Raw genomic sequence first — 12576 nt, 5'->3', positions numbered from 1 at the left:
GGGCTTGGAAAGCCCCTCGCCCGGAAGTGTGGCGCCCGGGCTCGGGGACCTCCCGCGTCCTTGTGCCGTCTCAGGACGACACTACCTCTGCTTTCCGCTTCCTGCTGGCGAAGACGTCGTCGATGAGACCGTAGTCCTTCGCCTCGTCCGCGGTGAGGATCTTGTCGCGCTCGATGTCGCGGCGCACCTGCTCGATGCTCTTGCCGCTGTGCTCGGCCAGGATGCTCTCCAGCAGCTCGCGGATCCGCATGATCTCGCGCGCCTGGATCTCGATGTCGCTGGACTGGCCGTAGGTGCCCTCGGTCGCGGGCTGGTGGATCAGGATCCGCGAGTTGGGCAGCGCGGCCCGCTTGCCCGGCGTGCCGGCCGCGAGCAGCACGGCGGCGGCCGACGCGGCCTGGCCGATGCACACGGTCTGGATGTCGGGCTTGACGAACTGCATCGTGTCGTAGATCGCCGTCATGGCGGTGAACGAGCCGCCCGGCGAGTTGATGTAGATGCTGATGTCGCGGTCCGGGTCGATGGACTCCAGCGTGATCAGCTGGGCCATCACGTCGTTGGCGGACGCGTCGTCGATCTGCACGCCGAGGAAGATGATGCGCTCCTCGAACAGCTTGTTGTACGGGTTCATCTCCTTGACCCCGTACGTGGTGCGCTCGACGAACGACGGAATGATGTAGCGGTTGTCGACCGGCATCGGACCGGCGCCCGGCCGGACGATATCGGTGAAACCGGGGCGGATCAGGTCGCTCATGTGTGCCTCCGATAAGTGGTCAGTGTCCTGCGGGGGGCGGCCCCCGGACCCCCGCCGGGGCGGGCGGACGATCCTCGCCCGCCGGCGCTCGCTGCGGTCATCCGCGCACCGTCAGGAGACGGGGCCCTCGGAGGGCACCTGGTTGGCGCTGAGCACCACGTGGTCGACGAACCCGTAGTCCTTGGCCTCGTCGGCGGTGAACCAGCGGTCGCGGTCGGAGTCGCGCTCGATCTGGTCGAGCGGCTGGCCGGTGTGCTCGGAGATCTTCTCGGCGAGCGTCCGCTTCACGTACAGCATCTGCTCGGCCTGGATCTTGATGTCGGAGGCCGTGCCGCCGATCCCGCCGGAGGGCTGGTGCATCATGATGCGCGCGTGCGGCAGGGCGTAGCGCTTGCCCCGGGTGCCCGCGCACAGCAGGAACTGGCCCATCGACGCGGCGAGCCCCATGCCCACCGTGACGATGTCGTTCGGGACGTACTGCATGATGTCGTAGATCGCCATGCCGGCAGTGACGGAGCCACCTGGCGAGTTGATGTAGAGCGTGATGTCGCGGCGGCCGTCCTCGGCCGACAGCAGCAGGAGCTCGGCGCAGATGCGGTTGGCGATGTCGTCGTCGACCTGCTGGCCGAGGAAGACGATGCGCTCGCGCAGCAGCCGCTGGAACAGCTGGTCGCCCAGAGGCAACAGGGGCGCCTCGGCGACCCGCGCCTGGATCCGCGACGACTCGTCGAAAGTCGGAGGCATGCTCACCGGGTGTTCCTCCGGTCCTTTTAATCGGTTCGGATGATTGGACATTAACGCGCCACCGGGCCCGCTTAAGCCCGGGGGGCCGCCTTTTCGCCAGGGGCGTACCCGCGCGGCGCCGGACCCCGCCCCGCGTTCCGGACGATCTTCGCCAACGGGACGGCCGCGCGGGGGCCGTCCTCCTCATCCCCCGGCTCGCCCCCCTCAAGCGAACGCCCCGCATCCGGGGTACGGATGCGGGGCGTGCCGCGGACGCGCGGGAGGACGCTCAGGCGTCCTTGTCCTTGGCGGCCTGCTCGTCCTTCGCCTCGGCGGCCGGGGACTCCTCAGCGGCGGCCTCAGCCGCCTCCGCGGGGGCCTCCTCGCCCTCGGCGGCCTCCTCGGCCTGGACGGTCTCGCCCGTCTCGCCGTTCAGCTCGCGCCGGACGGCCTCGACGTCGATCTCGTTGCCCGACTCGTCCTTGACGGCGACGTGCTCGACGACCAGGTTCAGCGCCTTGCTGCGCAGCACCTCGGAGACGATGGCCGGAAGCTGGTTGTTCTGCGTCAGGTACTCGGCGAGCTGCTGCGGCTGCACGCCCATCTGCATGGCCTGGCTGACGACGTACTCGCTGAGCTCCTCGTTCTCGACGCCCAGCTCCTCCTGGACGGCGAGCTGGTCGAGGACGAACCCGCCCTTGACCGCGAGCCGGGCCGCGTCGGCGACCTCGGTGTCGAACTCCTCGGCGGTCTTCTCCTCTTCCTTGAGGTAGTCCTCCTTGGACATGCCGGCCATCTGGAGCTGCTGCTCCAGCTGCTGGTTGCGGCGGCCGATCTCCTCTTCCACGACCTTCTCGGGAAGCGGGATGTCGACCTTCTCCAGCAGCGCCTCCAGGGCCTTGTCGCGCGCCTCGGACAGCTGCTGCAGCTTCACCTGCCGGCCGAGCCGGGCGCGGACGTCCTCGCGCAGCTCCTCCATGGTGTCGAACTCGCTGGCGAGCTGGGCGAACTCGTCGTCCAGGTCGGGCAGGTTCTTCACCTTGACGCTCTGCACGGTGACGGTGATCTCGGCCTCCTCGCCGGCGTGCTCGCCGCCGGTCAGGGTGCCGGTGAACGTCTTCTCCTCGCCCGCGGAGAGGCCGATGATCGCCTCGTCCAGGCCCTCGACGGAGGAGTTGCTGCCGACCTCGTAGGAGTAGCCGGTGGCGGAGGCGTCCTCGACCTCCTCGCCGTCGATCCGGGCGACGAGGTCGATGGTGGCGAAGTCGCCCTCCTCGGCGGCCCGCTCGGCGTTGGTGAGGGACGCGAACCGCTCGCGCAGGTTGCCGATGGTCTCCTCGACCTGCTCGTCGGTGACCTCGGCGTCCTCGACGACGACCTCCAGGCCGTCGTAGTCGGGCACCTCGAACTTCGGCCGGATGTCGACCTCGGCGGTGAACGCGAACTGGGTGCCGTCCTCCAGCTCGGTCACCTCGACGTCGGGCTGCCCGAGCACGAAGATCTCGGACTCCTCGACGGCGCGGCCGTACAGCTCGGGAAGCGCGTCGTTGACGGCCTCCTGCAGCACCGCACCCCGGCCGACGTACTTGTCGATCAGCGGGGCGGGGACCTTGCCGGGCCGGAAGCCCTTGATCCGCACCTGCTGCGAGATCTCCTTGTACGCCTTGTCGAGGTTCGGCTTGAGCTCGTCGAACGGAACCTCGACGGTGAGCTTGACCCGCGTGGGGGTCAGCTCCTCGACATCGGTCTTCACTGGGGTAGGTCTCCTTGATCGGGCGCTGTCTCGGCCGCGGCGTTCGACGCGTGCTCAACTCGAGGGGCGCGGGCACACCGAATCACGGCTCCGCGCCTTCGCGCGCCAAGTCTATGGGGTCGCGGCCCCGGCTGCGGACATCGGACGCCCACAAGGACGGCGGAATCAGCGTCAGCGATACCGCACAGGCAGTGACATGCACGCCCGGAACCCCCATACTCGTCCGGGATGAACGGGATAGCTGCGGCCTTCAGTGCGACCGGTCTCTACTACCTCGGGTTCGCCGTCTTCAAGCTGGCGGCGGACCGGATGCCCCCTGTGCGCGGCAACCGCATCCTGCACATGATCTGGTCGATCGTGAGCAACTGGATCTTCCTGATCGCGCTAGGGATCGTGCTCGGCGGGCTCAGCCTGCAGATCCTGGCGCTGCGGAACCTGCCGCTGTCCCAGGCCGTGCCCATCTTCATGTCCGGCATGGTGCCGCTGCTGCTGATCGCGCTGGTGTTCTTCGGCGAGCGCCTCACCGCGCGCGAGTGGCTGAGCCTGCTGCTGATCGGCGCGGCGATCCTGCTGCTCACCGCGTCCCTCAGCGGGGACGAGCCGATCAGCGGGGCGGACGCGCCGCTGTGGAAGATCGCGGTGGTGGTCGCCCCGGCCGTGCTGGTCCCGGTGCTGATCCTCGTCCTCGGCGACTACCGGCCGGACGGCCGGCACGCCCGACCGATCACCGGGATCGCCTACGGGCTGAGCGCCGGCTTCCCCGTCGGCACCGCCGAGCTGGCGATCAAGGGATGGAGCGACGCCCCGGACGCCACCAGCCTGCGGATCGCCGCGACGGCCTGGCCGTGGCTGACCGTGCTGGCGGCGGCGATCGGGTTCGGGATCATGGTGGCGGCGTTCCAGCGCTGCCGGGTGTCGATCGTGTCGACGGTCATGACGGTGGCCGCCAAGTCCTACCTGCTGACCATGGGCACGTTCCTGTACGGGGAGCCGTGGCCGCAGGACGCGGGGCACTCGGCGATGCGGCTCGGCGCGCTGGCGCTGGGCGCGGTCGCCGTCCTGCAGTTCCCCCGGCACCGGCCCGTCCGGGACGACCGGCGGGGCTCCGGCGAGGACGACCGCGCGGCGCGCGACCCGTTCGGCGGCCCGGCGATCGGCGGCCCCGCGCTGGGCGGGCCGCAGTTCGGGCAGGGCCACGGCGCGGCGCTGCCTCCGCAGCCCTCCCAGTACGCGCGGGACCCGCTGGGCCAGGGCCCCTACGACCCTCCCGAGGGGTACGGCGGCGGGCCGGAGCAGACGCCGCCGCGGCGCCCCGTCCGCCCGCAGAGCTCGGCCGAGACGGGGTCCGACGGGCGCTGGCGCGGCTTCAGCGAGTGAGCCCCGACCGGCGGTCCCCGGCCTCGCGGTGAGGCCGGGGACCGCCGCGTTTCAGCGGCCCTTGCGGTCGCCGCCCGGGAGGCCCTTGTCGAGGCCGGCGCGGCGCAGGGCGTCGGCCATGGCGCCGCCCCCCTGCCCGCCGCGATCCCGGCCGCCGCCGCGCCCGCCGCGCCGGCCCTGGCCCCGGTCCTGCCCGCCGCGGTTCTGCCCGCCGCGATTCTGGCCGCCCCGGTCCTGCCCGCCGCGGTCGCGCTGCTCGCCGCGCCTGCCGCCGCCCTGCCGGCCGGCCCCCTGCCCGCCGCCGCCCTGCCTGCCGCCGCCCTGCCTGCCCGCGCCGGGCTCGTCGTCCAGGCGGAGCGTGAGCGAGATGCGCTTGCGCTGCAGATCGACGTCCAGCACCTTCACCCGGACGATGTCGCCGGGCTTGGCGACATCGCGCGGATCCTCCACGAACTTGTCGGACATGGCGGAGATGTGGACGAGCCCGTCCTGGTGGACGCCGACGTCCACGAACGCGCCGAACGCCGCGACGTTCGTGACGACGCCCTCCAGCAGCATGCCGGGTTCGAGGTCGGCGATCTTGTCGACGCCCTCCTTGAACGCGGCGGTCCGGAACGCCGGGCGCGGGTCGCGGCCGGGCTTCTCCAGCTCGGCGAGGATGTCGGTGACGGTCGGCAGCCCGAAGGCGCCGTCGACGAAGTCGGCGGGCTTCAGCGAGCGCAGCACGGCGGTGTTGCCGATGAGGCCCTTGATGTCCGTGCCGGCCGCGTCCAGGATCCGGCGGACGACCGGGTAGGACTCCGGGTGCACGCTGGAGGCGTCCAGCGGGTCGTCGCCGCCGCGGATGCGCAGGAAGCCGGCGCACTGCTCGAACGCCTTCGGGCCGAGGCGCGGCACGTCCTTCAGCCCGGCGCGGCTGCGGAACGGGCCGTTGGCGTCGCGGTGCGCGACGATGTTCTCCGCGAGGCCCTCGCCGATGCCGGACACGCGGGTGAGCAGCGGCGCGGACGCGGTGTTGACGTCCACGCCGACGGCGTTCACGCAGTCCTCGACGACGGCGTCCAGGGAGCGCGACAGCTTCACCTCGGAGACGTCGTGCTGGTACTGGCCGACGCCGATCGACTTGGGGTCGATCTTGACCAGCTCGGCGAGCGGGTCCTGCAGCCGCCGGGCGATCGACACGGCGCCGCGCAGCGACACGTCCATGCCGGGCAGCTCGCGGCCCGCGTACTCCGACGCCGAGTACACCGACGCGCCCGCCTCCGACACCATGATCTTGGTGAGCTTGAGGTCGGGGTGCCGGGCGATCAGGTCGGCGGCGAGCTTGTCGGTCTCCCGTGACGCGGTGCCGTTGCCGATGGAGACGAGCTCGACCTTGTGCTCGCGGGCCAGCGCGGCGAGCGTCGCGATCGACTGGTCCCACTGCCGCCGCGGCTCGTGCGGGTAGATCGTGTCGGTGGCGACGGCCTTGCCGGTGGAGTCCACGACGGCGACCTTCACGCCGGTGCGCAGGCCCGGGTCGAGGCCCATCGTCGCGCGGGACCCGGCGGGCGCGGCGAGCAGCAGGTCGCGCAGGTTCGCGGCGAACACGCGGACCGCCTCGTCCTCGGCCTCCTGCCGCAGCCGGGTCCGCAGGTCGATGCCGAGGTGCACGAGGATCCGGGTGCGCCAGGCCCAGCGGACGGTGTCCGACAGCCACTTGTCGGCGGGGCGGCCCTGGTCGGAGATCTGGAACCGGCGCGCGATCTCCACCTCGTAGGAGCTGCGCGCGGACGGGTCGTCGGCGGCCTCCTCCGGCTCCAGGTCGAGGTCGAGGACCTCTTCCTTCTCGCCCCGGAACAGCGCGAGGACGCGGTGCGAGGGCAGTTTCGCGAACGGCTCGGCGAAGTCGAAGTAGTCGGAGAACTTGGCGCCGCTCTCCTGCTTGCCGTCGCGGACCCGCGAGACCATCCGGCCCTGGTTCCACATGCGCTCGCGCAGCGCGCCGATGAGGTCGGCGTCCTCGGCGAACCGCTCGACGAGGATGGCGCGGGCGCCCTCCAGCGCGGCCGCCTCGTCCGCGGCGCCCTTCTCCGCGTCCACGTAGGCGGCGGCCTCGGCGTGCGGGTCGCGGGCGGGGTCGGCCAGCAGCAGCTCGGCGAGCGGTTCGAGGCCGGCCTCGCGGGCGATCTGCGCCTTGGTGCGCCGCTTCGGCTTGTAAGGGAGGTAGATGTCCTCCAGCCGGGCCTTGGAGTCGGCCGTCATGATCTGCGCGCGGAGCTCGTCGGTGAGCTTGCCCTGCGACTCGACCGACTCCAGGATCGCGGCGCGCCGCTCGTCCAGCTCGCGCAGGTAGCGCAGCCGCTCCTCCACGGCGCGGAGCTGCGCGTCGTCGAGCGTTCCGGTCGCCTCCTTGCGGTAGCGGGCGATGAACGGGACGGTCGCCCCGCCGTCGAGCAGGTCCACCGCGACCCGCACCTGCCCCTCGCGGACGCCGATCTCGTCGGCGATGCGCTGGGTGATGGACGGCGTGGACGGCCCGTTCCGGCCGGCGGACGTCTGGCTGATGGTCGCTGTCACAGCTTGGATTCGCTTTCTCCCCTGGGTATCGCCTGTGCATTGTCCAGGGAACTGGTCCGGTTGTCTTGTCACCGCACGAATGAGGGCCGGTCGGGGACGGGCGGTGGGGCCGGGACCCGCTCCTGGACACCGCCTGGGAACGGTAGGGCTAACTCCCCCGCGATGCGCGCGGATTCGGGACTTAGCCCTACTGGCCGAGCCGCCGTCCGGCGACACAATGGTCGCACCTGGCGCCGCCGCGGTGGCGGGCGCACGACGGAACCCAGGGGAGGACGGGTGGACGGCAGCACGCGTTTCATCGGACGGGCCGGCGCGCTCGCCCGGGCGACGTTACTCAACGTCGTCCGCGGGCTGGTGCACATCGTCCTCGCCTATGCGGTGAACCTGCCGCTGTTCATCCTCGGCGTGCTGTCGGTCGTCCTGATCCCGCTGGGCCTCGGGGTGGTGCTGGCGCCGGCGGTGCTGGTCGCGATCCGGACGGTGACGAACCTGCAGCGGAACCTCGCGATGGACTGGCACGGCGTGCGGATCCCGGAGCCCTACCGGCCGGAACCGGCCGACGCGGCCGGCCCGGTCGGGCGGCTGAAGTGGGTGCTGAGCGATCCGGCGACATGGCGCGACCTGCTGTGGTCGCTGCTGAACGTCCCGGTCGCGCTCGTCCTCGGGTTGCTGGCGGCGGGCCTGACCGTGTACGGGCTGGAGGGCGCGTTCGTGGCGTGGTGGGTCGCGCTGCTGGCCGACTACGGCTGGGGGCCCTTCTGGATGATCGGCGACTACGGGACGGCGGGGGTCGCGGGAACGGCCGTCCTCGGCGTCGCGCTGACGGCGCTGTCGGTCCCGCTGGGCGGGATGTTCCTGAAGGCGCACGCCCTGTTCGCCCAGTCGCTCCTCGCGCCGGCCAAGCACGCGCTGGAGGAGCGGGTGCAGCGGCTCACCGAGACCCGTTCGGAGACGGTGGACGCCTCCGCGGCGGAGCTGCGCCGCATCGAGCGCGACCTGCACGACGGCGCGCAGGCCCGGCTGGTGGCGCTCAGCATGAACATCGGGCTCGCCGAGGAGATGATGAAGCACGACCCGGAGACCGCGCAGCGGCTCCTCGCCGAGGCGCGCGAGGCCAGCGGGACGGCGCTGACGGAGCTGCGCGACCTGGTGCGCGGCATCCACCCGCCGGTGCTGGCCGAGCGCGGGCTGGACGGGGCCGTGCGCGCCCTGGCGCTGACCCTGCCGCTGCCGGTGGACGTCCACATCGACCTGCCGGGGCGCGCGGAGGCGCCGGTCGAGTCCGCCGCGTACTTCGCGGTCGCGGAGACGCTCGCCAACGTCGTCAAGCACTCCGGCGCGCGGCGGTCCTGGATCCAGATCGAGCACTCCCGCGGCCGGCTGCTTATGATCGTCGGTGACGACGGGACGGGCGGCGCCGACCCCGGCGCGGGAAGCGGGCTGCGCGGCATCGAGCGCAGGCTCGCGGCCTTCGACGGGACGATGGCCGTGACGAGCCCGCCCGGCGGACCGACCGTCGTGACCATGGAGCTGCCGTGCGCGTTGTCATCGCCGAAGACCTCGCCCTCCTCCGGGACGGGCTGATCCGCCTGCTCGGCGCGTTCGGCTTCGAGGTCGTCGAGGCGGTGGACAACGGGCCGTCGCTGCTGCGGGCCCTCACCGCCCACCGCCCGGACGTCGCGGTCGTGGACGTCCGGCTCCCGCCGACGTTCACCGACGAGGGGCTCAAGGCGGTGCTGGAGGCCCGCAAGGAGGTCCCCGGCCTGCCGGTGCTGGTGCTGTCGCAGCACGTCGAGCAGCTGTACGCGCGCGAGCTGCTGTCCGACAGCCGCGGCGGGATCGGCTACCTGCTGAAGGACCGCGTGTCCGACGTCAAGGTCTTCGTGGAGGCGGTGCGCCGGGTCGCCGGCGGCGGCACCGCGCTCGACCCGGACGTGGTGGCGCAGCTGCTCACCCGGCACGCCCGCGAGGAGCCGCTGCAGCAGCTGACTCCCCGCGAGCGGGAGGTGCTCGGGCTGATGGCGGAGGGCCGGTCGAACGCGGCCATCGCGGCGAAGCTGTTCGTCACCGAGAAGGCGATCAGCAAGCACACCAACAGCATCTTCGGCAAGCTCGGGCTGCCGCCGTCCGAGGACGACAACCGGCGGGTGCTGGCCGTCCTCGCCTATCTGGGCGCCTGACCCGCCGCCCGGCCGCCGCCCGGCACCGCCCGGGTCACCGCCGGGTCATCTCGCCCAGGGCGGGACGAGCCGCTCGTCGCCCTGCGGCGCGAGCTCGCACTTGCCGTCGTCCACCACCTGGTCGGGGTCGTAGGCGAGGCAGCCGGCGTGGGCGGCGACGACGGCGGTGAAACCGGTGTCGCCGGTGGTCATCTGGCGGGGCGCGTCGGCCGGGAGGACGACGGTGTCGCCCGGCGCCGCCTCCAGCTTGCGCCCGTCCAGGTCGATGGTCGCGGCGCCGTCCAGGAACGTCCACACCTGCTCGGTGTCGAACGCGTGCAGCGGGCCGGTCCTGCGGGGCAGCATGTCGACGCGCCAGACGGCGATGCCCCCGGTGCCGCCCTGGGTGGGCGTGGCGAGCGTGGTCATCGTGCCGTTCGGGGTGTCCGTGCGGCGGGTCTCGGCGTTGCGGATGAGCGTCATGGGCTCCGATCCCCTAGGTTTAGACAACATGGTTGTCCATATAGTCAATGAGGTTGTCTTTCATGTCAAGCGACGTCCCCGGCTTCGAGCTGCCGCTGCGCCTGTTCCTCGCGTTCCGCGTGATCATCGATGAGCTGCACGCGGAGCTGGCCCGCCAGGGCCATCCCGACCTGCGCCCGATGCACGGCTTCGTCTTCCAGGCCATCGGCCCGGACGGCACGACGGCCGTGGAGCTGGGGCGGCGGCTCGGGGTGTCCAAGCAGGCCGCGGGGAAGATGGTGGAGTCGCTGGAGCGGGCCGGGTACGTGGAGCGCGCCGCCGACCCGCGGGACGCCCGGCGCAAGATCGTCCGGCTGACCGCGCGCGGGACCGACTCGCTCGTCCGTGCCGCGCAGATCTTCGACCGGATCCGGGACGACTGGGTCCGGGCGCTCGGCGCGGACCGCGTCCGGGCCCTGGAGGAGGACCTGCGCCGCATGACCCCGGCCGACCTGTGGCGGCTCGACATGCCCGGCTGGTTCGGGACGGCGTGAACTTTCCCCGACCCGGTGACCGTATGAGTCCAGGCAGTCGCTTAGACCACCCGGAAAGCCGCGCGCGAGCTCTCCGCAAGCCCTTGAACGGCACGTTCCACCCGGTTACCATCCTCCCAATTCTTAGGAAACTTTCCTAAGAATAGAGCGGGGATTCCTGTTTGCTCGGGGGCCGGACGAACGGAGAATCATGTCAAGACCGGGCGGACGGCGGGCCATCGCGCTCGCCGGCGCAGCGACACTGGCGGTGGCCACCGCCCTCCTGACGGCGCCCCCGGCGTCCTCGGCGGGGACGGTGACCGCGACCTGCAAGAAGGGATCCGACTGGGGCACCGGCTTCGACGGCACGTGCACCATCACCAACGGGACCGGCTCGGCGATCAACGGCTGGCGGCTCGAGGCGGACATGCCGTCCGGGACGTCCATCGGCAACGTGTGGGACGCGACGAAGGCCGTCTCCGGGAACCACTACACGTTCACCAACGCGAGCTGGAACGGTACGATCGCGGCCGGCGCCAGCACCAGCTTCGGGTTCGGCGGCAGCGGCCCCGGTTGGTTCACGAGCTGCACGGTCAACGGCGCGTCCTGCGACGGCTCCGGCACCCCCGGCGGCGACACGCAGGCTCCCACGGCCCCCACCGGCCTCCGCTCCACGGGCAAGACCGCCACGAGCGTGTCGCTGGCCTGGAACGCGGCAACCGACAACGTCGGCGTCACCGGCTACGACGTGTACAACGGCGGCGCGAAGGCGGCGTCGGTCACCGGGACGAGCGCCGACATCGGCGGGCTGTCGCCCGAGACCGCCTACACCTTCACCGTCAAGGCGCGCGACGCCGCGGGGAACACCTCACCCGCGTCGGCCTCCCTGTCGGTCACCACCGAGGCGGGCAGCGGCAACCCCGGCGGCGGCGACAAAGTCGTCGGCTACTTCGTCGACTGGGGCGTCTACCAGCGCAACTACCACGTCAAGAACATCGAGACGAGCGGTTCCGCCGGCAAGCTGACGCACATCAACTTCGCGTTCGGCAACGTCACCGGCGGCAGGTGCGCGGTCGGCGACTCCTACGCCGACTACGACAAGGCCTACACCGCCGACCAGAGCGTCGACGGCGTCGCCGACACCTGGGACCAGCCGCTGCGCGGCAGCTTCAACCAGCTGCGCAAGCTGAAGAAGATGCATCCGGGCCTGAAGGTGATCTGGTCGTTCGGCGGCTGGACGTGGTCCGGCGGCTTCGGCCAGGCCGCGCAGAACCCGGCCGCGTTCGCCGAGTCCTGCTACAACCTGGTCGAGGACCCGCGCTGGGCGGACGTGTTCGACGGCATCGACATCGACTGGGAGTACCCGAACGCCTGCGGCCTGTCCTGCGACACCAGCGGGCCGGACGCGCTCTCGAAGGTCCTGTCGGCGCTGCGCGCCAAGTTCGGGTCGGGCAACCTCGTGACGGCCGCCATCACCGCCGACGCCAGCTCCGGCGGCAAGATGGACGTCGCCGACTACGCGGGCGCATCCCGGTACGTCGACTGGTACAACGTGATGACGTACGACTTCTTCGGCGCCTGGGCCCAGCAGGGGCCGACCGCGCCGCACTCGCCGCTCACGTCCTACCCGGGCATCCCGCAGGCCGGGTTCAACAGCGCCGACGCCATCGCCAAGCTCAAGGCGAAGGGCGTCCCGGCGAGCAAGCTGCTGCTCGGCATCGGCTTCTACGGGCGCGGCTGGACGGGCGTCACGCAGTCCGAGCCGGGCGGCACCGCGACCGGGCCCGCGCCCGGCACGTACGAGGCCGGCATCGAGGACTACAAGGTCCTCAAGACCAAGTGCCCCGCCACGGGCACCGTCGCCGGCACGGCCTACGCCAAGTGCGGCAGCGAGTGGTGGAGCTACGACACCCCGTCCACCATCCGCGGGAAGATGGCCTACGCCAAGGACCAGGGCCTCGGCGGCGCCTTCTTCTGGGAGCTCACCGGCGACACCGCGAACGGCGAGCTGATCAGCGCCATGCGCGGCGGGCTCGGCTGAGCCGAGCGCAGAGCGGTCTCGGCTGAGCTGTTCGCAGAAGGGGTACTCCCAGCCCCTCAGACGGCCGAGACGATCGGGCCCCTGACTCAACGGACGCCGGGTCAGGGGCCCGCCCATTCATCTGGGGACCGGTTCATGTGGGGACCGGTTCATCTGGGGACCGGTCATGCGGGGACCAGCCATGCGAGGGACCGGTCATGCGAGGGATCGAGGCG

At 71.7% G+C, this 12576-nt stretch carries 10 protein-coding genes; 5 read left to right on the top strand and 5 right to left on the bottom strand.

The window, feature by feature from the left end; genetic code table 11:
- Positions 1-70: 70 nt before the first annotated feature.
- The 3 genes from ABTW95_RS26380 to tig form a co-directional block, all read right to left on the bottom strand.
- Complete coding sequence (locus tag ABTW95_RS26380; protein ID WP_396450381.1) at positions 71-754, bottom strand: ATP-dependent Clp protease proteolytic subunit; 684 nt, start codon at positions 752-754, stop codon at positions 71-73.
- Positions 755-865: 111 nt separating this feature from the next.
- Positions 866-1498 (bottom strand): ClpP family protease, encoded by a 633-nt coding sequence (locus tag ABTW95_RS26375; protein WP_396450395.1) that lies wholly within the window; start codon positions 1496-1498, stop codon positions 866-868.
- A 268-nt stretch (positions 1499-1766) separates the two neighbouring features.
- Positions 1767-3230, bottom strand: a complete 1464-nt coding sequence (gene tig, locus ABTW95_RS26370) for a trigger factor (protein ID WP_500227691.1) — start codon at positions 3228-3230, stop codon at positions 1767-1769.
- Between the two features lie 228 nt (positions 3231-3458).
- Between tig and ABTW95_RS26365 the strand changes: the two genes are divergently transcribed.
- Positions 3459-4607 carry a hypothetical protein gene (locus tag ABTW95_RS26365; RefSeq protein WP_396450377.1) on the top strand — a complete coding sequence of 383 codons (1149 nt, stop codon included), beginning with the start codon at positions 3459-3461 and terminating at the stop codon, positions 4605-4607.
- A 51-nt stretch (positions 4608-4658) separates the two neighbouring features.
- Here the strand turns inward: ABTW95_RS26365 and ABTW95_RS26360 are convergent, their stop codons facing one another.
- Positions 4659-7166, bottom strand: a complete 2508-nt coding sequence (locus ABTW95_RS26360; RefSeq protein ID WP_500227690.1) for a Tex family protein — start codon at positions 7164-7166, stop codon at positions 4659-4661.
- A 276-nt stretch (positions 7167-7442) separates the two neighbouring features.
- Between ABTW95_RS26360 and ABTW95_RS26355 the strand changes: the two genes are divergently transcribed.
- The gene (locus ABTW95_RS26355) at positions 7443-8750 is read left to right on the top strand and encodes a sensor histidine kinase (RefSeq protein ID WP_500227689.1); all 1308 of its coding nucleotides are present in this window, start codon (positions 7443-7445) and stop codon (positions 8748-8750) included.
- Positions 8702-9346, top strand: a complete 645-nt coding sequence (locus tag ABTW95_RS26350; RefSeq protein WP_396450369.1) for a LuxR C-terminal-related transcriptional regulator — start codon at positions 8702-8704, stop codon at positions 9344-9346. Before ABTW95_RS26355 ends, ABTW95_RS26350 begins: the two co-directional genes overlap by 49 nt.
- A 45-nt stretch (positions 9347-9391) precedes the next feature.
- Here ABTW95_RS26350 and ABTW95_RS26345 read toward each other — a convergent pair whose 3' ends face one another.
- Positions 9392-9808, bottom strand: coding sequence for a cupin domain-containing protein (locus ABTW95_RS26345; protein ID WP_396450367.1), 417 nt, complete (start codon positions 9806-9808; stop codon positions 9392-9394).
- Between the two features lie 62 nt (positions 9809-9870).
- On the opposite strand from ABTW95_RS26345, the gene ABTW95_RS26340 reads away from it, so the two are divergent.
- Both ABTW95_RS26340 and ABTW95_RS26335 read left to right on the top strand, forming a co-directional pair.
- Positions 9871-10341 (top strand): MarR family winged helix-turn-helix transcriptional regulator, encoded by a 471-nt coding sequence (locus tag ABTW95_RS26340; protein ID WP_396450365.1) that lies wholly within the window; start codon positions 9871-9873, stop codon positions 10339-10341.
- Positions 10342-10531: 190 nt separating this feature from the next.
- Positions 10532-12361 (top strand): glycosyl hydrolase family 18 protein, encoded by a 1830-nt coding sequence (locus ABTW95_RS26335; protein ID WP_500227688.1) that lies wholly within the window; start codon positions 10532-10534, stop codon positions 12359-12361.
- The last annotated feature ends 215 nt before the right edge of the window (positions 12362-12576 follow it).

Origin of the sequence: Spirillospora sp. NPDC127506 (genome assembly GCF_040302145.1) — a bacterium.
Lineage (GTDB): Bacteria > Actinomycetota > Actinomycetes > Streptosporangiales > Streptosporangiaceae > Spirillospora.
This window is presented reverse-complemented; position numbering and strand designations above follow the sequence as displayed.

Coding starts and splice junctions, on each gene's coding strand:
- ABTW95_RS26340 (WP_396450365.1), top strand. CDS start 9,871: ATGTCAAGCGACGTCCCCGGCTTCGAGCTGCCGCTGCGCCTGTTCCTC.
- ABTW95_RS26335 (WP_500227688.1), top strand. CDS start 10,532: ATGTCAAGACCGGGCGGACGGCGGGCCATCGCGCTCGCCGGCGCAGCG.
- ABTW95_RS26375 (WP_396450395.1), bottom strand. CDS start 1,498: ATGCCTCCGACTTTCGACGAGTCGTCGCGGATCCAGGCGCGGGTCGCC.
- ABTW95_RS26345 (WP_396450367.1), bottom strand. CDS start 9,808: ATGACGCTCATCCGCAACGCCGAGACCCGCCGCACGGACACCCCGAAC.
- ABTW95_RS26365 (WP_396450377.1), top strand. CDS start 3,459: ATGAACGGGATAGCTGCGGCCTTCAGTGCGACCGGTCTCTACTACCTC.
- ABTW95_RS26380 (WP_396450381.1), bottom strand. CDS start 754: ATGAGCGACCTGATCCGCCCCGGTTTCACCGATATCGTCCGGCCGGGC.